The following is a 26699-nucleotide window of genomic DNA, read 5'->3' as shown; positions in this document are numbered from 1 at the left end:
GGGCCTTTTTGATAGCGCAGGATGCGACTCTCTCGATATCCTCCTCCTGTGCTTCGGTCGTCGAAGATCTGGTACGAAGCGACAGCGCTCAGCTTCAACTCAAAACGTATCAGGAATGTTTTTAGGGCCCAACATGCCAGCATCACGCCTGCTCTACGGCACCACCATCTTCCTCGGCGCGTTCCTTCTCTTTCTGGTTGAGCCGATGGCCGCGAAGCAACTGCTGCCTGTGCTTGGCGGCTCCTCCGCGGTGTGGCTGACATGCCTGGTCTTCTTCCAGATCACACTGTTGCTCGGCTACCTCTACGCTCACTGGATCACGCGCTGCCAGGCCACCACCTGGCGCCGGCACGTCTATCTGGTCACGCTCGTCGCCGCGGCGGTGCTGCTGATCGCGCAAAAAATCGTCCCCGCAGAATCCGTCCAAGGCGTTGGCCACCCTGTCACCACCATCTTCTCGACGCTTGCCTTCACCATTGGCCTGCCGTTCCTCTTACTCAGTGCGACTAGCCCCCTGCTGCAGGTCTGGCTCCAGCGCGCCAGGGGCGGCAACATCCCCTACCGCCTCTTCGCACTCTCGAACTTCGGCTCTCTTCTCGCTCTCATCGCCTACCCCTTCGTCGTCGAGCCACACCTCACCCTGAAACTCCAACGGAGTCTCTGGTCGTTCGGCTTCCTCCTCTACGCGGCTCTTTGCGCGACCATCACGCGCCAACTGCCCGCACCTGCTCCGACAGGCACGATTGAAGAAACACAAGCTCCAGCCCCCGCTCCCGCCAGGGCAAAGTGGCTCTGGTTCCTTCTCCCCATGGCCGCCGCGATGCAGCTCAGCGCAGTCACCAGCCACCTCACCGTCAACATCGCCGCGATCCCGCTCCTCTGGATGCTGCCGCTCGCCATCTATCTGCTCACCTTCATCCTCGCCTTCGAGTCTCCCGCGCTCTACCGCCGCGGCATCGTGGTGCGTCTTCTGGTCGTCATGCTGGCCGGCCTCGGCTACGCCATCTCGAAGACCGATGTGAGCCTTCCCATCGGCATCGCCATCCTCTTCTTCCTCGCAGAGTGCTTCCTCGCCGGACTCTTCTGCCACGCGGAGACCTACGCCCTGCGCCCCGACCGCCCCACAGAGACCACGCTCTTCTACCTGTTGATCGCCGCAGGAGGAGCAGCTGGAACCTTCTTCATCGGCATCGCTAGCCCAATTATCTTCTCGGCCAACTACGATCTCGCAATCTCGTTCTTCGTCACTGCTGCGCTCGCCATCATCGTCACGTGGAGCGACGGCTGGCCACAGCGTCTACTTTGGTCCACCGCCGCCCTGTTGCTGCTCTTCTTCGCCATCATGCTGCACACCGCCTACGCCCGTGAGGCGATACTCGAGGTCCGCAACTTCTACGGAACCCTCCGCGTCAAGCAGATGGTCGGCCCGCACGGCGGCACCGAGCGCATGCTGCTCAACGGCACCATCCAGCACGGCACGCAGCTCTTCGCCCCGGGGCTCACCCGCACCCCCACCACCTACTACGCCGACAACTCCGGCATCGGACTCTCGCTCCACTACTGCTGCGGGTCGCGGCCCAGAAACATCGCGGTCATCGGACTAGGCACCGGAACCATCGCAACCTACGGCACCGCCAACGACAGCATCCGCTTCTACGAGATCAACCCGCTCGTGCGCCCCATCGCACAGAACCTCTTCACCTACCTGCGAGACTCACCCGCGCAGATCACCTTTGCCGACGGCGATGCGCGCACCTCCCTGACGCAAGAGTCTCGACAAAACTTCGACGTTATCGCCATCGACGCCTTCTCCGGCGATGCAATCCCTCTCCACCTGCTCACCATCGAGGCAATCGCCCTCTACAAAAAACATCTCGCGCCCAACGGCATCCTGGCCTTCCACGTCTCCAACCAATACCTCAACCTCGCACCCGAGATCGCACAGCTCGCCCGCGCCGCCAACATGAAGGCAAAGCTGATCGAAAGCCAGCCCGACGACTCGCTCGGAGCCTATCGCGCCACCTGGATTCTGCTCACCTCGAGCCCCACCTTCTTCGATCAACCAGAGCTCGCCGCCGCTGCCAGCGCCGTCCCCACCGACGCACGTCTCCACACCTGGACCGACGACTACTCCAGCATCCTACCCATACTTCAACTATCGCATCAATAGAGCTGAGTTGTCCTGCCGGACGGGCCTCCTGCGCGGAGTGCGGTCACTTCGTGACGTGTGTACCCCTTCGGTTGGTGCTCCCGTTGGTCGCGTTACCATCTTCCGCCGACCAAAGGAAGGCTCATGGCGAAGCCGGTATACACCCCACGAAGTGGGCTACTTCGCCCACGCCAGGCCGTCCGCCGCATCCCCCGCATCGATCAACCGCGCCATCTTCCACTGCCCCAGATCGATCTCCGCCACCTGCTTGCTTCTGAAGCAGGAGACAAACGCAGACTTGCCATCGGGGTTCATCAGGATCTCCGTCGGCCCCTCCGCGACGTCTATCGTACGCACCACCTGCATCGAACTCAGATCGACCACCGCCACCTGATGCGTCGTTCGCAACGCCACCAGCAACCATCGCCCATCGAGGGTCGTCGCCGTTCCGTATCCGACACTCGGCAGCGGAATCCACGTCTTCACCTTATTGGTCGCGGTATCGATCACCGCGAGCTGCGGCTTGGTCTGGTCCGCCGTGAACACCATACTGTCGTCGCGCGAGATCGCAATCCTCTGCGTATCGGTCGAGACTGGAATAATCGCCAGCGTCTTGCGCGCTTTCATATCCAGAACCGATACCGTGCCCGGTCCCACGTTCGCCGTGTACCCCCGCGAGCCATCGCGCGACAGCGCCAGCATGTGCGACTGCTCCTGCCCCGTAGGCACGCTGCCGACAATCTTCAACGTCTTCGGGTCGATGATGCTGATCGTCTTATCCAGCTCCGTCGTCACGTACAGCATCCCGCTGTTTTTGTCGTAGATTACGCAGTGCGGCCGCACGCCATGCCCGAAGTCGATCGTGTGGACAATCTTGCGGCTGGCAAGATCGATCACAGAGATCTTGCTTCCGTCCGTACCCGGCTTGCCCACCCCGGCACTGCCATAGATCGGCACATACGCCGTCGTTCCATCGGGGGAAGCCGCCACCTCATGGCCGGTCACCCCGTCCACCATCACCGCAGCCATCTGCTTGCCGGCGCCGGGATCGATCAGGCTCAGATTACGATCGCCCTGGTTCACCACCAGCAGCAGCGGGCGACCATCTTTTTCCATGCTGCTCTGAGAGAACGCGACAGCCCCGGCCAAGCTCAGTAAAGCGCAGCCCATCATGCAACGCGAGAAAGATATCTTCTTCATAAGGCGATCAGTATAGCCTCGCCGAACAAGAATGACGCAGTGTACCCGCATGCCGGTGCGCAACCATCAACGCATCCACAGAAAGCTGCTTCATGCGTTGCTGGTCTGCAGCATCCAGGCCTCCCCCACCATCTGCACCTTCTCCATTCCCTTTGAAGAGAGCACAACAAAGTCGCGGTTGGGTATGGGCCAGCTCGCGGCAAGCTTGTAGCCCAGATGCTGACGGGCCGACTCGAGCTCGTTCGGCCCGAAGATGCGGCATGGCAACGTCTTGACAAACGTCTCCAGCGTGAAGAACCCTTCACTGGCCGAGACAGGCACTTTATTCAAAAAGATCATGTACGGCCTCCGCGGCAACCGCTCGATGAGCTCTTCAATCGACCAGTCCACATACTGCAGGCTCCCCGAGCACAACAGCGCATCACACGCCTGGGTCTCTTCGACGTGCTCGTAGAAGCACAACGAGTGCACCTCTGGAGGCACGCGCCGCCGCCCCTCCCTCACCATCGCCGGCACATCAACAATCTGCCAGCGAAAGTCATCGGGAAGATCGAGCATGTCTCGAAACGCGTAGAACTTCACGCCGATATGACCGCCAAAATCGGTCACGGCATGCAGATGGTTCTCCCGCATCAGCTTCTGACAGAAAGTCAGTATTGGCCAGTCAAACGGGTGAATGGTCGAGTACGATTCGATTCCGATCGAGACCAGCGATTCATTGTCATAGGTTGCGCGGCGCGAAGGCGGAAGAGAATTCGTCGCCTCTTCGCTGGTGCTGAATCGCCCGCGATAGTGTCCGAACTCTTTGCCGACCACGAAATCCAGGACGCCGGACTGTCGCAGCTTCTTGTACCCCGGAAGGGTTGAAAGGTTCAAACGTGTCAGAGCACCCGTCATGGTCATGGCATTCCATCCGGTTGTATTTGGGGGAGGAACTCAAATATAGGCCGTTTCGGGGCCGAATCCTGACGTTTATTGTTAATATCATGTTAATTTTGTTGGGTAATGACATGCGAACCTGCAAAAGGTACGCTGATTGCTGTGCATTTTGTTGCGCCCTACCCGGTAACCGCCCACCCTCCTATACTTACAGGAACAATGCCCGAACTCCCTGAAGTCGAGACCGTCGCAAATGGCGTTCACGCCAGAATCCACGGCCAAACCGTCCGCTCGGTCTGGACCAGCAACAAGCCCCAGACCTTCAAATCCTCGCCCGACGAGATCGTCGAAGCTCTCACCGGCAGCCGCATCGACCGCGTTCACCGCATCGGCAAGACGATCGTCGTCGATCTGAGTCGCTCCAGAGAGAACACGAAAAGTTCCGCGCAGTTCCTCGTCCACCTCGGCATGACCGGCCGCCTGCTCGTCTCAACGGCCGACACGCCGATTCCACCCCATACGCACGCCATCCTGACCCTGAGTAGCGGAAAGGAGCTTCGCTTCGTCGATGCCCGCCGCTTCGGCCGGCTGTCCGTGGTCGAAGCCGCCAGCCCCGAAGAAAGATACGCCGGCCCCGGCGCCGAACCCATCACCATCGGGCTTGAGGACTTTATCGCGCTCTTTCGTGGCCGTAAGACCCCGATCAAAGCTGCGCTGCTGAATCAGTCGCTTCTCCACGGAGTCGGCAATATCTACGCCGACGAGAGCCTCTTCCACGCCGGCATTCGCCCCACACGCCATGCCGGCCGTCTCACCCGCGCCGAACTGACGCGTCTCCACGCAGCGCTGATCAAGGTACTCACCGAGGCGATCAAGCTGGGCGGGTCCTCCGTCTCAGATTACGTCGATGCCGACGGAGTCGCAGGCTTCTTCCAGCTGCACCACCACGCCTACTCGCGCACTGGCCGGCCGTGCCTTATCTGCGGTACACCCATCAAGCGTGTCGTCATCGGTGGCCGCAGCACACACTTCTGCCCCACATGCCAAAAGTAGCGTTCGACCACGGATTCACACAGATCATCACGGATCAAGAACAATGAGGGATTAAGAGCAACGAAGTAGTGCGCACCAAACTTGGGCGTTATCCGTTTATCGCTCTTGCAGTTGATCCGTTCTTATCCTTGCAATCCGTGGTCGTCGCTCTTATTACCGAGTGGCGGCCAGCTCGGCCGAGACAGCAGCGCCGATCACCCGCACCTCAGGCGTATCGTCGACGATCTCCAGCGAATACCCCTGCAGCGGACTCATCTTCACCATCTGCTGCAGATAATCCTTCACCATGGACATATCGAGAAACCGAGTATTGAACCCCGCGATGAAGATCTTCCCCGGCCCCGCCATATGAATCGTGGTCGCCGACGCTGCGGCCAGAGCCTTATGCCAGAGCCGTTTGAAATCGAGGCAGCGAGCATCGCCCTGTTTGGCCGCCTCGAAGACCTCTTCCGGCTCCATGTCGAGGAAGCGCAGGCGCATTGCACGATGCCCCATGATCCCCTCCATATGCCCGCGCCCGCCGCATCCGCAGAAGCGCTCTTTCTCGTCGAGCGTCACCACCGTGTGGCCGCCCTCCCACACGCCGGGAGCGAAGGGATAACGCCCATAGCCGATTCCGACGCCCAGCGTCCAGACCCGGATCATGCTGTCCAGCTTGCCGTGCATCGAAGCCAGCCCCGCAGCCATTCCATCGGCATCGTTCACCGCTGTCACCGAAACGTTGAATCCATGGTTGCGCATCTGCGCAATCAGCAGCTCCTGAATCTTCGCGCCCTTGAGCTGCGGCAGGTTCGGTGCCTCTGCCACCACGCCGTCCTTCACCAAACCCGGCAACGCTACTCCGATCGCCGTGATGTCCTTCGCGCCATCTGCTGCCAGGAGTACCTGATTTGCGATCGTCTCCACCAGAGCTTCGGTGTGCTGCTCCACCAACGCATCTTCGTCGTCGTGATCTTCAGGAAAACGTCGTACCGGTCCTACAAGCTTGCGATCCACGACCAAGCCGGCCGAGATCCGCTCCGAAAGTATTACCCCGATTGTCTTTGCCATTACGCTGTCCGCCTCGTCCTCGGGTGCCGCGTTTCTACTCAAATTTGCTGACGCGGTTCAACCCGTTGAAAGCCGCAACTTTATAACATTCTGCGAGAGTTGGATAGTTGAAGACCGTATCCACGAAATAATCCAGTGTTCCGCCCAGTGCCATCACCGCCTGGCCGATGTGCAGCAGCTCGCTCGCGCCCTCGCCGATGATGTGAACTCCGAGGATCGCGTGGTTCATCCGGTGAAAGATGATCTTGAGCCGGCCCGTCGTATCGCCGCGAATCTGGCCGCGCGCAATCTCGCGATAGTAGGCCACGCCAACCTCGTACGGCACATCCTCCTCGGTCAGCTGTTCTTCCGTCTTACCGATAAAGCTGATCTCCGGAATCGTATAAATCCCGTACGGATAGAGCCCGGGGTTCGACAGGATCTTCTCGTCCCCGAAGGCCCGAGCAGCCGCCACGCGACCCTGCTCCATCGACACCGAAGCCAGCGAAGGAAATCCAATCACATCGCCCACAGCAAAGATCGTCGGCACCTTCGTCCTGAAGTCCTTATCCACCGGAATACGACCGCGCGAGTCCGACTCAATGCCCACAGCGGCCAGGTTTAGCTCATCCACATTGCCCTGGCGGCCAACCGCGTACAGCAGCGCATCGCCCTGAACCTTTTTCTTGCTCTCGAGATTCGCCACGACGGTTCCGTCCGGCATCTCTTCAACCGACTCCACCTCTTCGTTCAGCCGCATCGTCACCCGCGAGTCCCGCAGATGGTAGCTCAGCGCCTCGATGATCTCCTGGTCGGCAAATTCCAGCAGCCGCGGCCTCCGCTCAATCAGCGTCACCCGCACTCCGAGGGCTGAGAACATACAGGTGTACTCCACGCCAATCACGCCACCGCCGACGATAATCATCGTCTTCGGCAGGTTCACCAACTCCAGCACCAGGTCCGAGTTGATGATGCTGCGCCCGTTGATCGGCACCTTCGGCGACGACGCCGGCTTGGTTCCGGTTCCGATCAGGATATTGTTCGCCTCATACACCGTCGAGCCGCGCGAGTTCGTCACCTTCACGTGCGTCGCGTCTTCAAAGCTCGCCACACCCACCAGCATCTCGATGTTATTGCGCGAGAGCTGCGCCTCGGTCACGTCGATCTCGGTCTTGATCACGTGCTGCACCCGGAACGCCAGGTCCGCCATCGTGATCCGTTCCTTCACCCGGTAGTTCATCCCATAGATGGACTTGTAGTTGTATCCCGAGAGGTGAAGAACAGCCTCGCGCATGGTCTTTGAAGGAATGGTGCCGGTGCTGATGCAGGCCCCGCCGACCACCTCACGCATCTCCACCAGTGCGACCTTCTTGCCCAGCTTGGAAGCGTAAATTGCAGCACGCTGCCCGGCCGGCCCGGACCCGATGACGATCAGATCGTAAACACTACTACTCATATTGGCACATACTCATGGACATCCACTCCGTCGTCTTGGCGGCTCTTGTCCCGTTATCGGCCCCTCGAGTGGCGATCGTGAGGGGCCAGTTGCTTGACTGTGTGCGTGTTCGCCTTACTGCCTTGAAACTACCACACCAACATCACAGACTCCACCTGGTGGCCCTTGGCACCATACACTGATTTCACCATGCTTCGCTACGCCATCACCAGCCGCGCGCTCTATCCCGGCAACGAGCAGGAAAAACAAGCCGCCCTCCTCCACGAAGCTTCCCGATGGATCGACGAAGGCATCGACTTTATCCAGCTAAGAGAAAAAGACCTTCCCGCAGCCACGCTCGCGACCCTCACCCGGAACCTGCTTGAGAATATAGCCTTGGCCGCCAGCCCGACGCGACTCCTGATAAACTCCCGCCCCGACATCGCCCTGGCCACCGGCGCCCACGGTGTCCATCTCACCGCCTCGCCCAACGAGCTCTCCCCCACCCAAATCCGCGACCTCTTCCTCTCCGCCGGACGTCCCAAACCCCTAATCACTCTCTCCTGCCACAGCCTCACCGAAGTCCATCGCGCCCGCCGCGAACAGGCAGACGCCATCCTCTACGCCCCAGTCTTCGAGAAGCACCTCGCCGACGGCCAAAACCTCCCCGGTCAGGGTCTCGACCAGCTCCGCGCTGCCTGCATTGCCGCAACCTCAATCCCAATCTTCGCCCTCGGCGCAGTCACCCTCCAGAACACGCCCGAATGCCTGGCGGCTGGCGCAGCCGGAGTCGCCGGAATCCGCCTCTTCCATCGCTCTTAAAGATCTGTCCAGAGGACTGTCCTGCCGGACGGGCCCACTACGCGTGGGGCGGTCACTTCGTGACTTGTATACCCCTTCGGTTGGCGCTCCCGATGGTCGCGAAGGAAGATTGATTCCGACCAACGGGAGGACCACGCGAAGCTCTAAAACGGCGTGTGAACGCCCGCCGCCCGCGCAGGGCGCCCGTCCGGCAAGACCATGCCATAATCGTCACACCCGAATGCCGCTTGCCCTCTTCACCTCGCTGGTCTTCGCAGGCTCCCTGGCGGCCGGCCTTCTCGGAGCCCTCACCGGTCTCGGCGGCGGCGTCGTCCTCGTCCCCCTTCTCACCCTGGTCTTCCACGTCGACATCCGCTACGCCATCGGCGCCTCCCTCATCTCCGTCATCGCCACCTCCTCAGGAGCCGCAGCGGCCTACGTCCGCGAAGGCTTCTCCAACATCCGCATCGGCATGTTTCTGGAGGTGGCCACCACCATCGGAGCGGTCTTCGGAGCCTTCCTCGCGACGCACGTCCCCACCCACGCCCTCGCGATTATCTTTGGCTTAGTCCTGCTCTACTCGGCATGGCTCTCCTGGCAACAGACCCGTCACCCCGAGACCACTCCTCACGCAAGAAATCCCTGGTCCGACCGTCTCCGCATGTCCGGCTCCTACCCCGGTGCAAACGGCGGCCAATGCGCCTACACCGTCGACCGCATCCCCGCAGGCTTCGCCACCATGTTCGGAGCCGGCACCCTCTCCGGCCTCCTCGGCATCGGCTCCGGCGCAGTCAAAGTCCTCGCCATGGACCGCATCATGCGCATCCCGTTCAAGGTCTCCACCACCACCAGCAACTTCATGATCGGCGTCACCGCAGCCGCCAGCGCCGGCATCTACCTCCAGCGCGGCTACATCAACCCCGGCCTCGCCTTTCCCGTCATGCTCGGCGTCCTCGGCGGCTCGCTGCTCGGTGCGCGCCTCCTCGTCAAAGCGCAGGTCTCCCTGCTGCGCACCATCTTCACATTCGTCATCCTCGCACTCGGCGTGGAGATGATTGTCAACGGCTGGCTGGGCCGATCATGACCAAAGACACGACCAAAGACCAGAACAACCCAGCCCCTTCGAACCCCTCCAGCCAGCCATTCGACGACCATCGCATGGAGATCATCATCGGACGACTCCTGCAAACCGGCGTCCTCCTCGCCTCCGCCACGGTTCTCGTAGGAGGAGCCGTCTTCCTCATCGCGCACCACAACCAGCCGGCAAACTACCGCGTCTTTTCCAGCGAATCCGCCAACCTTCTCCACCCCTCGCACCTTCTCCCTCTGCTGGCCAGGGGAGACGCCGCAGCCATCATCCAGGTCGGAATCCTCCTGCTCATCGCCACTCCGGTAGCCCGCGTAGCCTTCGCGGTCATCGGCTTCGCCATCGAGCGCGACCGCCTCTACACCATCGTCAGTCTCGCCGTCCTCGCCATCCTGCTCCTCAGCCTCTTCCACTAACTCGCAAGCCCAAGCGAGCCCATCCCTGAACAAGTTTCTTCCGCGCATTGGTCCGCACACTCAGGCTTTGAAGTGGTCTGCCTGATCGAGATCGGCAAGTAAGCCAATCTGCGTTGGGCGCCAAGTGAGAGATGGGTTGTTCCCCGAGTCAACACTGCCGCGCCCGAGCCTCCGCCCCCGCCCCCGCCTGTCTCCGTGGAAGACGCACGCGAGACTTTGCTCAAAGCCACCGCAGACCCTCTGCTACCGCAGCCTCGCTGACTCTCTCCCCTACTGAGAAACGCGCTTATCTCGAGCAATCGTCAATGAAGACAAGCCGGCTTATGAGGACATCAGTGGGGGTATTCGGCTCTATCGTGAAAGATGTTCTTAGAGAGAGTTCGGTCGATCGCCTCGACACCTGCCGGAACCGGTAAAAAAAGAGGTCCAGACCTTCGCCGATGTCAATGTGGCGTGGCTGAGCAAGGTATTATCCGCAGCGAACATGGTCAGCTCCGAGGAGAACGAACCGCGGGCTCGCGCCATCTTCGCTGCCGTCGCCGGCGCTCAACTCGTGGCGAGGAGCCGCTCGGACATCTCGCTCTATGACGCTTTAATTGATAGCTACCGCACGGCTGGGCTTTTACCGGCCTGAGCGTGACCCACGACCGACGCGCGGCATAGAGGCCCAACAAGCAGGTGCCGCATTCAGCCTCCTTGAGGATAGCGAGAAACGCGCTTGTGTTGACTGATGGGCTATCCGAAACCGTCCGAATCCTGTCAAGCCCCCTCCACACGAAAACCCGCGCCAATCCAGCACAATCGCGTGGCGTATGAGTTATCTTCAACCCGATATAATAAGTACAGAGCAAAGAGAAGGCCTCGGCAGTTTACCGGGGCCTTTTTATTTGCAATCGGCAATTCAGCAATTTCCGCTAACTCGTTTGATTTCAAGAATCTGCACGCATCTCTTTTGGTTTGACTAATTTACAGACACTACATCCGTCTAAACCATTAATAACAAAAGACTTACACGCGGGTAATGGGGGGGGGGGGGGTAAGTGGCAGTTAGGCAATGAAACTAGGAAGGAAGCAGTGCCGCTTCAATGCCGGAGTTCACCTCAGCCTGGGCAAACTCCGCGGCCACACGCACGCCGTTCATGATCGCCTTCTCATTCGACGACCCATGGCCTACGATGCAAACACCCCGCACGCCCAGCAGCACCGCACCGCCGTACTCCGAGTAATCCAGTCTCTTCTTGAACTCGGCAAAGGCCCGGCGCGACAGCAGCGCCCCCACCTGAGAGGTCACCGTGGACTTCAACGACTCGCGCAACGACGCACTCAGCAAATGGGCCGTCCCCTCAATCGACTTCAGCGCCACATTCCCGACAAAACCGTCGCACACCGCCACATCGCTGTGCCCGTTGAACAGGTCGCGACCCTCGACGTTCCCCTTGAAGTTGATCCCCTTCAAAGCGCGCAGCAGCGGCAGCGTATCGCGGGTCAGAGCATTGCCCTTCGAATCCTCCTCTCCAATCGAGAGAAGGCCAACGCGAGGGTTGTGGATCCTCAGGATGTTCTTTGCATACATGTGGCCCATCACGGCAAACTGGACCAGATTGTCCGGATCGCAGTCGACATTCGCCCCAACGTCCAGCAGCAACGAGGGAATGCGATGGACGGTCGGCAGAATCTGGGCCAGCGCAGGCCGGTCGACGCCCGAAAGCATCCCCAGAACCATCTTCGCGGTAGCCATCGCCGCGCCGGTGTTGCCAGCGGTAAAGAATCCCGCGGCACGTCCCTCGCGGACCATCTTCAGACCCACCCGCATGGTCGAATCCCGCTTGGAACGGACCGCCTGAGCGGCCTTGTCGTCCATCGTGATCCACTCCGTGGCAGGCACGATGAACACCGGAAGACGCTGTCCACGCAGCGCCTGCCGCAGAATCGGACGAAGCCTATCCTCCGGCCCAACCAGGTGGACGCGAACGTCATACTGACGCGCAGCAAGGACGGCCCCGCGAACCTCTGGTTCGGGGGCCTTGTCGGAACCCATTGCGTCTACAACGATGTCAGTCGGCATCAGCAGGGAAGAGCAGGGTTTGAGAGGAAGATGTTAGTTGGCTTCTTTGGTCACGAGAACGTCGCGTCCCTTGTACGTACCGCACTTGCGGCAGGCACGATGGGGAAGCTTGCGCTCGTGGCAGTTGGGGCACTCGGAGAGGCCGGTGGGGGTCAAAAAGTCGTGGCTGCGGCGCTTGGCAGTCCGTTGCTTGGAGTGGCGCCGTTTCGGATTAGGCATTGCAGTATCCCTTTCAATCGGCCGCGGCAATCACGCAGAAAACACGCAGTCGACGAGGCAAAAACTTGATTAGTGCTTCAACTCGAGCTTGTCTGTCAGAGTCCCCAGACCCGCAAGCGCATTCCAACGCGGATCAGCCGGAGCCTCCTCGCAGGAGCATTTCGCTTGATTCAGGTTCTGACCACAGCGCGGGCAAAGCCCTTTGCAGTCTGCCGTGCAGAGGGTACGACTCGGCAGGGAGAGTAACACCTGCTCGCGCACCACATCCTCCAGCAAAAGACCACTCTCTTGATAATACCCGATTTCGGTCTCATCCGCAGTAATAGAACGCTCCCCGGCGTCCGCATCGGCGGATTCGGGACGAAAAATGAGGTCGAAATCGCCCGTAAGCGGCACTTTGACCGGGTCGACGCACCGAGCGCAGAGAATCTCGAAGTCCGCACTGTAGTTCGCCCGCAGCCGGATATCGTTTACATGCGAGCTGGAGCTGCGGTGCTCAATCAACAGATCCGCGACGCCGTTGATGGGCAGCGCCCCCACCTGCCGGATATCGGAGGCGTAGTCCAACGCCCCTGGAGCGATGACTTCATTGAATTCAAGGGGTTCGTCTACGAGTTGGAGCGGAGTAATCAGCACATCGTTAAGGGTAGCAGGTTCCCGCCACAGATCAAGTCCTGCCGGGCGCCCTGCGCGGGCGGCGGTCACTTGGTGACTCGTATACCCCGTCGGTTGGCGCTTCCGATGGTCGCGAAGGAAGATGATTCCGACCAACGGGAGGACCACGCGAAGCTCTAAAAAGGCGTGCGAACGCCCGCCCCACGCGTAGTGGGGCCGTCCGGCAGGACACAAGCTTCTAAGCAGCCCTACGCCGACGCCCGCTCAGAAGATAAATTGCCGCCCGCAGCTCCAGCAGTGGATCATCCGATGGTTCGATCCCATCCACCCGTGGAATCGGATCGAAGATGATCTGCTTCTGCTCGTGGGCGCTATCGGCCACCAGCGCAGTCAAAGCAAAGCTGCCAAGTTCAACAACTTTTCGATCGTTCGGCCAGTGATTGGTCGCATCGTCCACCACATCGCCATCGTTCGCAAGTTGAACCAGGATCTTGAACTTGATTGGCCCTTTCGCAACTCGCTCCGCGATCTCATCTATCAGGTAGTTCGCGTCCTTAGCAGCAGCCGCAGCATCATCCAGATGATCGTTCCCAGCCTCAGGAACAATCCGATAGCGTCCGAACCGACTGATTCCATCCTTATTGGTGAACTTCATCGCGGTCACACCGAAGTAGCTCTCTTGAGCAAAGCTCGAAGGCGCAGGCTTCGGCGCCTGAACGAACGCAAGCGCCTTTGGATGCGAACCAAGAAACGCCTCAAGCGGAGAGCCGGCAAAATTCTTAGGGTCACTGGTCGCCAGTGCCTTCAGCAACTCCAGAAACTCTGGCCCTGTTCTCGTCGGAAAGCCATCCGTCGAATGGCTGACGATATCGGTGTGAACGTGTTCCGCAAGGTTGAACCGAATCGCGAATCCTCGGGGATTTGCATTTGGATCGTTATCAGGCACCAGCGGAATGCCTGTCGAGTCGGAGAATCGCACTGTCACTGGAGTCGACTGCCGCAAGATGTGCGGCGCTTTCGTAAGTGTGGCCGCCTCGGCAGAGGGCGTAAACATCCCCGTCAGCATCGTGCCCTTGGCGTGGGCGGGTCGAAAGCCCGGGTTCAATCCGAAGATCGTGTCGAACTGCTGCAGCAGTTGCTGGCTCAATGCGATGATCTTTTCGTCGGTAGGAAGCGGCATCGTTATTTCTCCTCATCACTATCTACTGGACTCTGATTCAACCGAAGTTACAACCGACTCTTTCCTCTGCTAATTTGCTGGCGCAAGAGGACACACGTCTACCGCTCTGGAACAAAGAAAAAGTTCGCATCTTTACCGCCCCCCTACTACGTCCAATACCGATGAGCAAGAAGTGGCAAGCATCAGACATTCCATCGCTCGCAGACAAGCGGGTTCTGATCACCGGAGCGAACAGCGGTATCGGCTATCATGCCGCTCTAAAGCTCGCCCGCAAGGGTGCTCACGTCATCTTTGCCTGCCGAGATCAGACACGAGGAGAAGTGGCCTTGGCCCGCATGGAAGCCGATTCGCCAGGCTTGCGCATCGAGCTGGCAATTGTTGACCTAGCTTCTCTCTCTTCCATCCATCATTTTGCGGCCGCGGAACTCGCGCAACATCGTCCGCTGCACCTGCTTATCAACAACGCCGGCGTCATGGCTCCGCCCCGTCGCATGGAGACAGCCGATGGCTTCGAGCTTCAATTCGGTACCAACGTTCTTGGCCATTTCGCCCTTACAGCACTTCTGATACCCGCGCTTCAGCAAGCTGCCGCCGCATCTTCTGCTGACATGGCCGGAAGACCTCGAGTTGTGACTATCGCGTCGATTGCGCATAAACGAGGACGCATAGACTTCGGCGATTTGCAATCCACGCGAAACTACTCTCCTATGGGCGCTTATCAGCAATCGAAGCTCGCCAATCTCCTGGTCGCCTTCGAACTCGACCGACGCCTGCGCGCCGAAAATTCGCGCATCATGAGCGTTGCTGCGCACCCAGGAGTTGCAAATACTAATCTTTTCCAGTCAGGCAAGTATTCCGCAGCTGAAAAGAGCCTTCGTGCCTTTCTGGGACATGCCATTGGCATTGCTCTCAACACAGATTCCGAAGGCGCTCTCCCGACGCTTTATGCGTCAACAGCTCTTGAGGCAAAAGACGGTGGATACTATGGACCGCAAGGCTTTCAGGAGATGCGTGGTGAAGAAGTAGGGCCGGCAAAGATCTCTGCTCAAGCAAACGATACCGTCGCTGCAACTCGCCTGTGGCAGATATGCGAAGAACTGACAGGAGTGAAAATATTTGGAGATGTTGTCGCTGTCGCTTCGAGAGTCTGATAAAGATCTGAAGTCCAACAAGCCACATCACGGATATTTGATGTACATGCCCTGCTATCGCCAAAGAGCAAGAGGGGCAACCTAGCTTGCGGTAGGCCCTCTCACTTGGGTCGCTTTCTTTATTGGATGGTAACGGTGAGATTGTTGGAGTTCCCGGAGCCCGGGTTCTGACTAGCGAGAGTGATAGTTTGTGCGCTGATGAGATCGGCTGCCGCGATCGCCACCTGCAGACGCGCATTGCCAACAAACGTAGTGGTTCGCGGAGATCCATTCCAAAGCACCGTTGCACCAGGCAGGAAGCCGGTTCCTGTAACGGTGATGTAAAGATTGCCGCTGCCCACTGCTATCGTCGAGTGATCAGTGCTGCTGAGTGTCGGTGCAGGGTTGCTTGTCGCTTCTGCAGGAACCACGAACGGCCCACGCATCAGAAAGATCTGCGGCGTGTTCGAGGTTGGCGTACTCGGAATCACGTAGGCCAGTCCATCCTGCCCAAAGCGGATCCCCGGCAGACCCGAGACGGTGCCCCCGGGCAATTGTATCTGCTGCTCCTGCGTGAAGTGCTGAGTATCAAACCGCTCCAGGTAATAGGCAGCTGTACCCGCGTAGTTGACGCCGATAACGAAGGCCTTGGACTCAGCCTGATAGGGCACGACCCCGCCTCCGACGAGACCGATCGAGGACTCACCATTTCCCAGAGGTAGAACGGCCACCTGGGAAGGTGGTGTTGTGCTGGGATTGACGATGCCTCCGGCCGATCCAAAGACCAGGCCGCCGTCTACTGCAAACTGGCCCCCAAAGCCGCCAAAGCCATTCAGTGTAGTGCCATCGATCAGCGATACCCCGGTTGAATCGACGCTGTATCGATAAAACTCTGCGCCACTGGTGTAGCTATCGTAGGCATAGAAGTGGGTGGCGTCCACGAAGACCGGACTATCGCCACTGTAGGGTTGGGAGATCTTGCTGCGGAAGGCACCCGTACTGCCGGAGATATCGTAGATGCCAATACCGTAGAACGAGTTGAACTCGACGGCCACGCTCGAATCCGTGCCAGGCACTGCAGCAATGCTCGTCGCAGCGACGTCACCACTGTTACCAAACTCAGTGGAGAGAATAGGAACTGTAACATCCATGGTTTGATTAAGGAGATTGAACCGACCCAGACTCTTGGCTCCGCTAAGACCGATGAAGAGGTAGTTGCCATCGCTGGTCTCAGACAGCAGGTTCGGCTCACTACCTACCTGAATCGGAGTGCCTACGCTACCTGTAGTTGGGTCGATGACAACCAGACTGTTGCCTGTGATGGCGGTCGAGGAGCTTGGCAGCGCAGCATAGATCTTTCGCGTGAAAGGATCGAAGCTGATGACGTTTGCAGGGACATTCATCAGTTGGTAAATATGCAGAGGGAGGCCAGCGGACTGTCCTCCACCCGGCGCGGGGGTAGTGATCGAGACCTGCGCCCAGCCTAGGTTCTGGATCAGCGAGGAGTCAACCATGGCGGTCATCTGACCCGCGCTGACAAAAGTCGTAGGCAGAGTTTGCCCATTCCATAAAATGCTGGAGCCGGAGGTGAAGCCAGTACCGTCGACAGTCAACGTTGTCGTTGAACTGCCTGCCTGAATCAAAGACGGCGAAATCTGTGTAACGTTGGGCGCCGCGTTGAATACGTTACCAGTCACCGCAGTGCTTGCATTGGCTTGATTGTTGGAAGAAACCGGATCGAAGCTGACCGAAGACACAGACCCCGTCATCGTGAGCGAACCGGCCACCGTTGGAGTTATGGAAATGATGACGCTGGCCGAACCGCCGTTTGCGATCGCTCCGAGACTGCAGTAAAGAACTCCGTCTCCGCTGCAGGTACCTTGTGATGAGGTATAGGTACCACCGATCACTGAGGCAGGCAGAACGGTTGTGAGAGTAACTCCGTCCGCCGAGTTCTGGCCCAGATTCGCTACTTGCACGGTGTAGCTGGATGCTGTGCCTGTCGTTGCGGTTGCCGGCGCCTGAATGCTGACCGACAAATCAGCCGGAGAAGTAGTGATGTCCTTCACGATAGAACTTTGCAACACATAGAGCTGTGAGGCAGTTCGGTAGGCTAGGCCGTTTTGACCCCAACGGATCAGATCAGCGGGGACGTTGTTGTTATAAGAATTCGAAAAGTTTGCGCCAACGCCTGTGATCGGGATGCTGCCGACCGGATTGAAGGTAGTCTCATCGAAGGCGACGATCTGGTTAGCGTTCGTCAGATACGAAAGCGAAGAAGGAACCACCCACGCGCGCCCAAGCGTCGAATCTGAGACGACAGGCCCGACTGCAGCGACAGGTGCGCTGGGGCTACCATTAGTCGATGCCGTGGAAAACTGACCAAGCTGCGAGCCTGTACTGGCGCTCAACACGGCTCCGGAAGAAATATAAAGCCGGTTGTTGTCGTACTGGATCGAGTTGCCTCCTCCGTTGCCTAGAGGCGTCGCGCCCGTCACACCGGTTGCGTCGATGTTGAGTGCGTAAAGATTGGCGCTCGTCGACTGCGAGTTAAGATAGAGAGTCGAGGCAGAGCTCCCAAACGATAGGCTGCCTGAATTCTGGTCGAAGTAGACGCTTAGGCCTGTGCTGGTCTTGGCTCTGGCCACGCCGGAGTCAAAGATCGTCACAATCCCATTACTTCCATAAACTGCCACAGAGTTGGGCTGGCCAGGAAGTACCGCAAGGCCCTGCGCCGTGTATGGAGGATTGTAGACACCTGGTCCCCCGCCAAGCGAAAACTGGATGCCAGCAGTACCGGTGGTCATATTGACCTGACGAACCGCGCCTGCACCATTCAGACCAACGAAGAGTTGAGTCCCGTCGCTGGAGAGAGCCATGCGGGTAGGCTCGCTGCCGACGAAGATAGTCTTCATGACAACCCCTGAGGTGGGGTCTATCTCGGCAATCGTGTTGCCCAGACCTTCACCTGCAGAACCCGCAATGGAGGCGTAGATGAGTCCATCCACCGCGTTATAGACGATGTCATTGATCGGCAGTGCGAGGAAAGTAGTAAAAGGTTGTGGGGGTAGCGTCTGTCCCGGGGTCTCTGGAGTGGAAACCTGAATATTCGCCTGCACGAAGCCTGAAAGCAAGGAGGCGGGAATAACTGCAGTCAACTGAGTGGCGCTGACATAAGTCGTGGCCAGAACTGTGTTGTTCCACATCACGACCGAGTCCGCGAAGAAGCCGCTCCCCGAAACAGTGATTGTGGTGTCCGGACTACCGGCCGTTGCATAGTTAGGCGAGATACTGAAACTCAGCGTCGGCGTAACCACTGAGACCGTTGCAGCGTTTGACTGAACAACCGGCGTTCCGGGATTGCTTACAACGAGCTGAATGGAGCCTGCAGCCGCAAAGAAAGTTGGTGGCACGGAGACGGTGATGTTCGTCCCATTTTGGCTGGTGACAGGAACAAAAGTGCCGTTTGCTTGTACTGTCGCGTTCGCCGCAAAGCCGCTTCCGTAGATGCTGATCGGGACCGGCACACTGGAAGATGTATTGACCGCAAAGCTCGACGGGCTGATCGAAAGGATGGTGGGGACAGATGCCGCAATCACCAGCTCTGTTGGCGTCGTGTTACTGCCTCCAGGACCTGGATTATTGACCGAGATCTGCCCTGAGCCAAAACTCTGAAGATCGGCTGCCGTAAGCGAGACCTGAAGTGTTGTTCCGTTGACGAAGGTCGTCGGTCGCGCCATGCCGTTATAAATCACAACGGAGTTCGCCTCAAATCCACGTCCATTAACAGTAATGGTTGCTGGAACGCCCTGGGGAACACTAACGGGCGTAAGTCCGGTCAGCACTGGCATCGGACTCATAATCGAGAAGTTTGACGGGGCAGAATTGCCCCCTCCCGGCGACGGATTGGAAACCAAGACACTCGCCACCTGCCCGGCTGAGAGCGCAGACGCAGGAACCACCACGCGCAGGCTCGTTCCGCCAACATAGGTCGTCTGGAGAGCCGCTCCATTCAGAGTTGCGGCCGTGGAGGAGATATATCCGGTCCCGGTAACGACGAGAGTCTGAGAAGCGGAGCCTGCTAGAACTTCCCCAGGAGAGATGGATGTGATCGTCGGAGCCGGATTGTTCGCGGGGGCGACGGGAGGGGGAGCGGTAGTAGAAGCAGGAGAACTGCCGCCACTGCAACCGGCAAGCAAAGATAGAGTAATAGTGGATCCAACCAGGAACAAAATACCAGGGCGCACAAGTTCTCCAGAAAAACAAGGATCGTTCCGTAGAACGACCAGCGGAGACAAAGAACTTAAGCCCCGTGCTGCTCAGTTTTATCGGAAGCGTCCCGATAATATCGAGAAACCGCTGCGCCGCATAGTCATTTATTAGGACCATCATTCCTTGATGGCTTGCGGAGTACTACTAGACTCTCAGCTGTCGATAAATCGACGGGCACTCACCGAGCTTTTCTGCAAGGCAGACGCATCAGCAAGACTCGCACATGTGCGAGTTCGAAATAGAAGAATGGGTTCTACTCGAAGCTGCTCAAAACATAGGCTAAAATATTGGTCGGGACGACTAGATTCGAACTAGCGACCTCACCCACCCCAAGGGTGCGCTCTACCAGGCTGAGCCACGTCCCGACTATGGTTTGCACGTCAGCCCGGGCGGGTGACGGCGGGGTATCTTGCAGTTCTAAGTGTACACGACCGGCCCGGTTTTGCGGTCAGGCCATGTCGCGGTCCGGTTAGGTCGTCGGTGCCACAAACTCCTTCGGCAAGGAACCACCCTCGCCAAAAAAGAACTCGTTCATCTGTTCGACCAGAAATTCCTGCGCCTCGCGTGTCCACGGCTGCAGGCGGTACTCATTCAAAAGCATCTTCTGTCTCTCTACCCATTCACCCCAGGACTTTTTCGAGACGTTCTTGAAGATCTTTTGGCCAAAGTCCGAATCGAACGGCGGCTCATCCAATCCTTCCATCTCAGTCTTGAATCTCGTGTCGAACACCATGTGTGCCATTCTCTAAACTCCTTTGGAACTTTTATTTTACGATGCCGCACGAATTATTGGGCAGCATCCAACAACACCATGACTATCGCTCACGACATAGTGACTGCGGCCGCATCAGCAATGATGGCAGCAGGACTCGGGAAGGCGATGCCATTCTGGTACTGCATCGCACTCCTGCTCCTCATCGGTGCAGCATTCGAGCATCGCCCAATTTATATGCTTTGCGAAAAAACCAAAATTAATGTCGTTTACCCTTTGATTTTTTATTTCGCTCCCGAGCCTTCGACTTTGTCTTGCCCTTCTTACCCGAACGGTTAGGGCTGGAGTGGGGCCGCTCTCCACTCACACTGGCAGCGGTCTTCGATTTACGAGGAGGTCGCGGAGCGAACTCCCCTTCTCCCGGCAGCAGCGCGAACTGCAGCCGCCGCTGCTGACGATCGATGCGATCCAGCAGCACGTGCACCCGCTGCCCCATCTTGAACACGCGACCATTGCGGGTTCCGACGATCTGTCTGTCAGTATCTCGAAACATGTAGCGATCGTCTTGCAGCGAGGTAAGAGGCACTAGCCCTTCGATGAAAAGACTATCCAGTTCCACAAAAAAGCCGTACTTCGTGCAGGAAAGTATGATGGCGTTGAAGTCCTCACCCACGCGGTCCTGCATAAACTTAATCTTCTTCCACTCGATCAGCTCACGCTCTGCATCATCGGCCCGCCGCTCGGACTGGCTCGACTCCGCAGCAATCGCACCGAGCTCAGCCTCCGGTATCGGCCCTTCTAAAACCGGCCTTTCAGACTTCTCTGCGTGTCCTTTGCCGGCTCGTTTCTCTCCCCATGGTTGAGGAGAGTCGGATAGAATCGCAGCCCCCTCGGTATCTGCACCACTTCGAATGAGCTCCCGGAGCAACCGATGCACAATCAAGTCCGGATAGCGCCGGATCGGCGAAGTGAAATGAGTGTAGCTGGGACTCGCCAGCGCAAAGTGCCCCACATTTTTTTCGCTGTAGCGCGCCTGCTTCAACGACCGCAGCATGAGGTAGGAGAGGATTCGCTCCTCCGCTTTTCCTGCTATCTTAGCCGTCAACTTCTGATACATCTGCGGCGTTACCGGAATCGACTCCGCCACCTCGTGCGTCTTCGCCTGCCTGCTGGTCCCACGCGCATCACGGCGGTCACCCTTCGTTTGAATCCGTTTTACAGGCAGGCTGCTGAAGCCCAGAGAATAGCCGAATTGGCTCGCCGTCTCTTCAAAATCGACAATTCGCTTCGGGTCCGGAACCTCGTGAATGCGATACACGCTTGCCACACCTTGCGACTCGATCCAGTTCGCGACGCATTCGTTCGCCGACAGCATAAACTCTTCAATCAATCGATGCGACCAGCCGCGCTGTGACCGTACGATCGCCTCCATGTTTCCGTCTGGATCGAATTGAATCACGGGTTCGGGAAGATCGAAGTCGATCGATCCGCGGCGATGCCGTTTCTCATTCAGCTTGAGCGCCAACTCGTACATCCGTTCGAACTCCGGGATCAGTTCGGCGAACTCCGCCCGCGTCTCGACATTGCCATCGATCACACCCTGAATCTGTGTATAAGTCATTCGTTTGACGCTGCGAATAATTCCCTCACCGATCTCGTATCCCAACACCTCGCCACGCCCATCGATCTCTATTACGCAACTCAGGACCAGGCGATCCTCATCGGGTCGAAGACTGCACATCCCGCTTGAAAGCTCAGACGGGAGCATGGGAATTGCACGATCTGGAAAATAGACAGACGTCCCCCGCAGGCGAGCCTCGAGATCAAGCGCCGTTCCCGGTCTAACGTAATGACTGACATCTGCAATATGAACCTGTAGCTCCCAGTTACCATTCGCCAGCGGCGTTACCAGCACAGCGTCGTCGAAGTCCCGCGCAGTCTCCCCATCAATCGTTACGATGTTCAGTCCACGAAAATCCCTGCGCCGCCTGATCTCATCCGTCTCCAGCCTTGCGACGGTCTGTTCTGCAGACGCCGTAGCCTCGGCGAGCACATTGGCAGGGAAGACATGCGGTAGATGATGTTTTCGAATGATGATTTCTACATCGACTCCAAAAGCATCCGGTGGCCCTAAGACCTCAATGATCCGTCCACGCGCAGGCCTTCCGACAGTCGGAAAATCGGTGATCTCCACATCGAGAGCAAGCCCTTCGAGTGGCTTGTGCGGATCCAACTCTTCCGACCAATGAGACTGTTGCGCCTCGGCTTCCTCGCCCAGAACACGATGCGGCGTCTTCTTCGGCGCCGAGACAATCTCTGCACCCTCAGGAATCAAAATCGCCTGCGTCATCCGTTCATCCAAAGGGGTAATGTAGTTTCCATTGATCATGGGAGCGCTCTCCCAAAGGCCTCCCCCGCGATGCGTCTTCGCATAATGAAAGATTCCCACCACCGTGGGATTCCTTCGATTCAGCACCCGGGCAATTCGGCCGGACCTCCGGCCATCCCGTCCCGGAGGCGCTTCATCCACCAGAACTTCATCCCCTTGCATTGCACCGTTCAGCTCATTCGGTGGAATGAAGAGGTCGTCGCTTCGATCCACGCTGCCGTTCGGCCGCACAAATCCATATCCATCCCGATGCAGATCCAGACGCCCCGCCAACAATCTATCCCGCGTGGCCCGATGCTCCACCGGCGTCTCGACATCACCACGCTTCACACGCTTCGTCTTCTCCGGCGTAGCCGCTGGTAGACTCCACTGCTCACTATCAACCTTCACCAACTCTCCCCGCGCCGTGATCCGCGCGAGTTGCTCTAACAACAACCGGCGCTCACGCCCACCGCCCAATCCGAGTTCACGGATCAGCTGCTTGTACCCCGCACGATGGCCGGGCGAGCGCTCAATCAACCTCATTAACTCGCGGTCAGTTTGTGGATAGGGGGTATGTGCCATCGTCTCCGAGCATACAACCAGCCACTATTCCTTCCTTCACTAGAGCGACTTCGACATCTCGGCCGCTTGCTCCAGCGTCACTCCGTGCGGCACCTGCGTGAAGTCAGTCTGGATCTCATCCTGCTGTTGTCCAATGTTCTTGAAGAACAGAGCCTTCCCTTCGATGTGCACGTGGGTCTCGGTGATCTGCCAAAGACCAGGTGAAACTTCTCTCCGTTCTACGCGGAAAGTCCCACCCTGACGCAGTCGCCCCAGAAGTCCCCAGCCGATAGTTACATCTTCGGTCAACTTTCCACTGATCGTTACGATCCGGTTCTGCCCTTTATCGACCACTAGTTCGCCTGCCATCTGCCCCAGTACCCGTCCCTGCATGTCCGGCGGGCTAAACTTCGGATTCGGCTCGAAGTGCAGCGTCATAATCTTCGCATCTTCACTCTGCACCCTCCAGCTAAATGCATCAGGAAGCATCCTCAATAACTCCTCAGCATTCTTGCCGTCCTGCACTCCATCCTTTTTCTGCTTCGCAATCAGACTCGGATCGTGAATAAAAGTCTGAACTCGAGCATCCTCAATCGCCGCCTCTGAAATGTTTAGCGGCCGCCCATTCTTGCTGATCAACCGCTTCACCGATCCGTGGTCAGTCTCCACCACAATCGAAACCGTATCTGTGCCATCCTTCTGTGCATCCCGATATTTCCACCGCGAATGGTCGTTCAAATCCGCCGACAGTTCGGCCTGCATCGCTTTTCTGACGATCTCCTTTGGCTCCGGAAGGCCCTGCGCACCCGAAGGTAGCAGCTCCGTCAACAAAAACCCCGCCGTCACAATCGACCGCAAAAAGAACTTCGAACTCTTCATAAACCCCACATCCTCTAAGATGCAGATTCTTCAATAATGTTTGCGCTTCCTGACTCTAGCAGGGAACACCGTCTATAGCGGCTGCACGGATCCTGCCTCTTACACACTTAGCTCACCCACTCCACCCGCACACTCTTCTTCCCTAGTCGCAGCGTAGGCGACTCACCCAAAAATTCCCTACTGACTGTTTTCATAATTTTTCCAGCCTGCAGTTTTTCTCCATTCACGCTCACAGCATTCTCAGCCAATTTACGCGTCGCTTCTCCCGCCGATGCCGCCAGTCCTGCCTGTATGAGTAACTTCGCAAGCCGAATCTCTGTTCCCAACTCGGGATCGGACGTCGCAATGAGCATGCCACCATCCCCCGATTTCATCGCCATTAGACCTTCATCTCTCAGATCGATCTTCACCACGGACACATCTTCGCTCACCCCTCGCTGTTGAAACATCTTCGTCCAGCTCTCAGCCGCCGTATCCGCCTCTTCCTTCGAATGAAAGTCTCGTGTAATCGTCCATGCCAGGTTTTTCTTCGCCTGCATCGGATGCAGCACACCCGCGACAACATCGGTCTGCATCCGCGCAATCTCAGAGCCCCGCAGATCCGTCAGCATCGTCCAATACTTCCACATCAGTTCATCGGAGATCGACATCAGCTTCCCATACATCTGCCCTGCGGGCTCATGCACACCAATCGCATTCCCCAGCGACTTCGACATCTTCTGGACGCCATCCAACCCCTCGATAATCGAGGTCATCAGTACTATCTGCTGTGGTTGCCCGAAGTGTTTCTGCAGATCACGCCCTCGCATCAGGTTGAACTTCTGATCTGTCCCCCCCAACTCCACATCGCACTCCAGTGCCACAGAATCGTAGCCCTGAGCAATCGGATAAATAAGCTCATGCAACGCAATGGGCTGTTCCTCGTTAAAGCGCTTATGAAAATCCTCCCGCTCCAGCATCTGCGACACCGTGAACTGCGCCATCAACTTCACCATGTCGTAGTAGCTGAGCTTGTCCAGCCACTCGGAGTTGTACCGAACCTCGGTCTTCTCGGGGTCGAGAATCTTGAATACCTGCTCTTTATAGGTCTCCGCATTGGCCGCGATCTGCTCCGGAGTCAGCGGCTTGCGCGTTGCGTTGCGACCGGTTGGATCGCCGATCAATGCGGTCGAATCGCCAATCAGGAAGATCACCGTGTGCCCCAGAGACTGAAAGTGCTTCAACTTTCTCAGCAGGACGGTGTGTCCCAGGTGCAGGTCTGGAGCAGTCGGGTCAAACCCCGCCTTGATCCGCATCGGTACTCCAGTAGCAATCGACTTGGAAATGCGCTCTTTCAGTGCTTCCAGCGGAACAATCTCCGCAGCACCTTTGGTGATCAAATCAAGCTGGTCTTCAAGCGGAGCGAACGTAGGCATATCTCTCAAGTATAAAGATCGCGTCGATTAAGGAACATCGCTAAACGTTGAACTTGAAAAAGAGGATGTCGCCGTCTTTGACAACATATTCCTTGCCTTCGGAACGGAGTAGACCCTTTTCCTTGACGGCCTGCTCGCTGCCGTATTTGAAGAGGTCGTCGGAGGCGTAGCAGTCGGCCTTGATAAATCCCTTTTCGAAGTCGGAATGAATGACGCCCGCTGCGCCAGGGGCCTTCGTGCCGCGGCGGATGGTCCACGCTCTAACCTCCTGGACGCCGGCCGTGAAGTAGGTGATGAGGTCGAGGAGCCGGTAGGCGGAGTGAATGAGACGATTAAGGCCAGGTTCAGAGAGGCCCATGTCCTTCAGAAATTCGTCGCGCTCGGCAGGTTCTAACTGCGCAATCTCTGATTCGAGCGCGCCGCAGATACGCACAACTTGGCTGCCCTCTTCTTCAGCGCGCTTTTCAACTGCAGCAGTGTAAGAGTTGCCTTCGATCAGACCTGACTCATCGACGTTTGCGACGTAGAGCTGAGGCTTCGCGGTGATGAGGAAGAGTTCACGGGATAGAATCTTTTCTTCTTCGGTAAGATCGGCGGTACGGGCAGGCTTACCAGCATTGAGGGCCGCCAGAAGTTTCTGCAGCATGGCATGCTCAGCCTTGATCTTGCCATCGCTCGATGCCTTCGCTGCGCGCTCGACTTTTGTGTTGCGCTTTTCGACAGTATCGAGGTCGGCGAGCAGGAGCTCGGTATTGATGATGTCGATGTCATGGAGCGGATTCACGCCGCCAGCCACATGGATGACCTCGGGATCGTCGAAGCAGCGGACAACGTGTGCTACAGCATCGGTGGCCCGGATGTGGCCCAGAAACTGATTGCCGAGACCTTCCCCTTTGGAGGCTCCTTCAACGAGCCCGGCGATATCAATAAACTCCATCGTGGTGGGAACGAGAGATTTGGGCTTAATGAGTTCGGAGATCTTCGCCAGACGCTCATCGGGCACCGTAACAACGCCGGTGTTAGGGTCGATCGTGCAAAAGGGATAGTTGGCGGCTTGCGCCTTGGCCGAGGTAAGGGCGTTGAAGATCGTTGATTTTCCGACGTTGGGCAGACCAACGATTCCGCAGTTCAATGGCATTATGCTGTTTCCTTGTTGCTGGCTTGAGTACGAGACTGTTTGGTGTGGCGGGTGTCTTTTATAGGATACCTTTTTTGCTGGTTCTCCCGTGCC

20 protein-coding genes and 1 tRNA gene are annotated in these 26699 nt (G+C 57.9%); 6 read left to right on the top strand and 15 right to left on the bottom strand.

What is annotated here, in order from left to right:
• Positions 1-133: 133 nt before the first annotated feature.
• On the top strand, positions 134-2170 hold the full coding sequence (locus tag HDF10_RS14300; RefSeq protein ID WP_183814518.1) for a fused MFS/spermidine synthase: 2037 nt from the start codon (positions 134-136) through the stop codon (positions 2168-2170).
• Positions 2171-2326: 156 nt separating this feature from the next.
• On the opposite strand, the gene HDF10_RS14295 is transcribed toward HDF10_RS14300, so the two are convergent.
• Together HDF10_RS14295 and HDF10_RS14290 are read right to left on the bottom strand one after the other, a co-directional pair.
• Positions 2327-3265 (bottom strand): cytochrome D1 domain-containing protein, encoded by a 939-nt coding sequence (locus tag HDF10_RS14295; protein ID WP_260177885.1) that lies wholly within the window; start codon positions 3263-3265, stop codon positions 2327-2329.
• A gap of 174 nt (positions 3266-3439) precedes the next feature.
• Positions 3440-4252 carry a methyltransferase, TIGR04325 family gene (locus HDF10_RS14290; RefSeq protein ID WP_183814514.1) on the bottom strand — a complete coding sequence of 271 codons (813 nt, stop codon included), beginning with the start codon at positions 4250-4252 and terminating at the stop codon, positions 3440-3442.
• Between the two features lie 195 nt (positions 4253-4447).
• Between HDF10_RS14290 and mutM the strand changes: the two genes are divergently transcribed.
• Entirely contained in the window at positions 4448-5281 is an 834-nt protein-coding gene (gene mutM / locus HDF10_RS14285) for a bifunctional DNA-formamidopyrimidine glycosylase/DNA-(apurinic or apyrimidinic site) lyase (RefSeq protein WP_183814512.1), read from the top strand.
• A 153-nt stretch (positions 5282-5434) separates the two neighbouring features.
• Here the strand turns inward: mutM and HDF10_RS14280 are convergent, their stop codons facing one another.
• Positions 5435-6331, bottom strand: a complete 897-nt coding sequence (locus HDF10_RS14280; protein ID WP_183814510.1) for an ROK family protein — start codon at positions 6329-6331, stop codon at positions 5435-5437.
• Positions 6332-6365: 34 nt separating this feature from the next.
• The gene (gene sthA / locus HDF10_RS14275) at positions 6366-7766 is read right to left on the bottom strand and encodes a Si-specific NAD(P)(+) transhydrogenase (protein WP_183814508.1); all 1401 of its coding nucleotides are present in this window, start codon (positions 7764-7766) and stop codon (positions 6366-6368) included.
• A 165-nt stretch (positions 7767-7931) separates the two neighbouring features.
• On the opposite strand from sthA, the gene HDF10_RS14270 reads away from it, so the two are divergent.
• The 3 genes from HDF10_RS14270 (at position 7932) to HDF10_RS14260 (ending at position 10049) form a co-directional block, all read left to right on the top strand.
• Complete coding sequence (locus HDF10_RS14270) at positions 7932-8567, top strand: thiamine phosphate synthase (protein ID WP_183814506.1); 636 nt, start codon at positions 7932-7934, stop codon at positions 8565-8567.
• Positions 8568-8787: 220 nt separating this feature from the next.
• Positions 8788-9630 (top strand): sulfite exporter TauE/SafE family protein, encoded by an 843-nt coding sequence (locus HDF10_RS14265; protein WP_183814504.1) that lies wholly within the window; start codon positions 8788-8790, stop codon positions 9628-9630.
• On the top strand, positions 9627-10049 hold the full coding sequence (locus tag HDF10_RS14260; RefSeq protein WP_183814502.1) for a DUF1634 domain-containing protein: 423 nt from the start codon (positions 9627-9629) through the stop codon (positions 10047-10049). The genes HDF10_RS14265 and HDF10_RS14260 overlap by 4 nt, the downstream gene beginning before the upstream one ends.
• Before the next feature lie 1060 nt (positions 10050-11109).
• On the opposite strand, the gene plsX is transcribed toward HDF10_RS14260, so the two are convergent.
• The 4 genes from plsX to HDF10_RS14240 all read right to left on the bottom strand — a co-directional run bounded on the left by plsX (position 11110) and on the right by HDF10_RS14240 (position 14128).
• On the bottom strand, positions 11110-12114 hold the full coding sequence (gene plsX, locus HDF10_RS14255) for a phosphate acyltransferase PlsX (RefSeq protein WP_183814500.1): 1005 nt from the start codon (positions 12112-12114) through the stop codon (positions 11110-11112).
• A 33-nt stretch (positions 12115-12147) separates the two neighbouring features.
• A complete protein-coding gene (gene rpmF, locus HDF10_RS14250) occupies positions 12148-12333 on the bottom strand; it encodes a 50S ribosomal protein L32 (protein ID WP_179581146.1) in 186 nt (61 codons plus the stop codon).
• A gap of 69 nt (positions 12334-12402) precedes the next feature.
• A complete protein-coding gene (locus HDF10_RS14245; RefSeq protein ID WP_311732759.1) occupies positions 12403-13116 on the bottom strand; it encodes a YceD family protein in 714 nt (237 codons plus the stop codon).
• 70 nt (positions 13117-13186) lie between these two features.
• Entirely contained in the window at positions 13187-14128 is a 942-nt protein-coding gene (locus HDF10_RS14240; protein ID WP_183814498.1) for a catalase family peroxidase, read from the bottom strand.
• A gap of 161 nt (positions 14129-14289) precedes the next feature.
• Here HDF10_RS14240 and HDF10_RS14235 point away from each other — a divergent pair, with 161 nt between their 5' ends.
• The gene (locus HDF10_RS14235) at positions 14290-15279 is read left to right on the top strand and encodes an oxidoreductase (RefSeq protein WP_183814496.1); all 990 of its coding nucleotides are present in this window, start codon (positions 14290-14292) and stop codon (positions 15277-15279) included.
• Positions 15280-15398: 119 nt separating this feature from the next.
• Here the strand turns inward: HDF10_RS14235 and HDF10_RS14230 are convergent, their stop codons facing one another.
• The 7 genes from HDF10_RS14230 to ychF all read right to left on the bottom strand — a co-directional run bounded on the left by HDF10_RS14230 (position 15399) and on the right by ychF (position 26606).
• Positions 15399-19109, bottom strand: coding sequence for an IPT/TIG domain-containing protein (locus HDF10_RS14230; RefSeq protein WP_183814494.1), 3711 nt, complete (start codon positions 19107-19109; stop codon positions 15399-15401).
• A 709-nt stretch (positions 19110-19818) separates the two neighbouring features.
• Positions 19819-19895: transfer RNA gene (locus tag HDF10_RS14220), tRNA-Pro, on the bottom strand.
• Positions 19896-19999: 104 nt separating this feature from the next.
• A complete protein-coding gene (locus HDF10_RS14215; protein WP_179640124.1) occupies positions 20000-20272 on the bottom strand; it encodes an oxidative damage protection protein in 273 nt (90 codons plus the stop codon).
• A gap of 229 nt (positions 20273-20501) precedes the next feature.
• Complete coding sequence (locus tag HDF10_RS14210; protein WP_183814490.1) at positions 20502-23195, bottom strand: ribonuclease R family protein; 2694 nt, start codon at positions 23193-23195, stop codon at positions 20502-20504.
• 39 nt (positions 23196-23234) lie between these two features.
• Entirely contained in the window at positions 23235-24053 is an 819-nt protein-coding gene (locus HDF10_RS14205) for a hypothetical protein (RefSeq protein WP_183814488.1), read from the bottom strand.
• A 107-nt stretch (positions 24054-24160) separates the two neighbouring features.
• Positions 24161-25468 carry a tyrosine--tRNA ligase gene (gene tyrS / locus HDF10_RS14200; protein WP_183814486.1) on the bottom strand — a complete coding sequence of 436 codons (1308 nt, stop codon included), beginning with the start codon at positions 25466-25468 and terminating at the stop codon, positions 24161-24163.
• A 40-nt stretch (positions 25469-25508) separates the two neighbouring features.
• Positions 25509-26606 carry a redox-regulated ATPase YchF gene (gene ychF, locus HDF10_RS14195; protein WP_183814484.1) on the bottom strand — a complete coding sequence of 366 codons (1098 nt, stop codon included), beginning with the start codon at positions 26604-26606 and terminating at the stop codon, positions 25509-25511.
• Positions 26607-26699 lie beyond the last annotated feature (93 nt).

This window comes from Tunturiibacter empetritectus (assembly GCF_014201375.1).
GTDB lineage: Bacteria > Acidobacteriota > Terriglobia > Terriglobales > Acidobacteriaceae > Edaphobacter > Edaphobacter lichenicola_D.
This window is presented reverse-complemented; position numbering and strand designations above follow the sequence as displayed.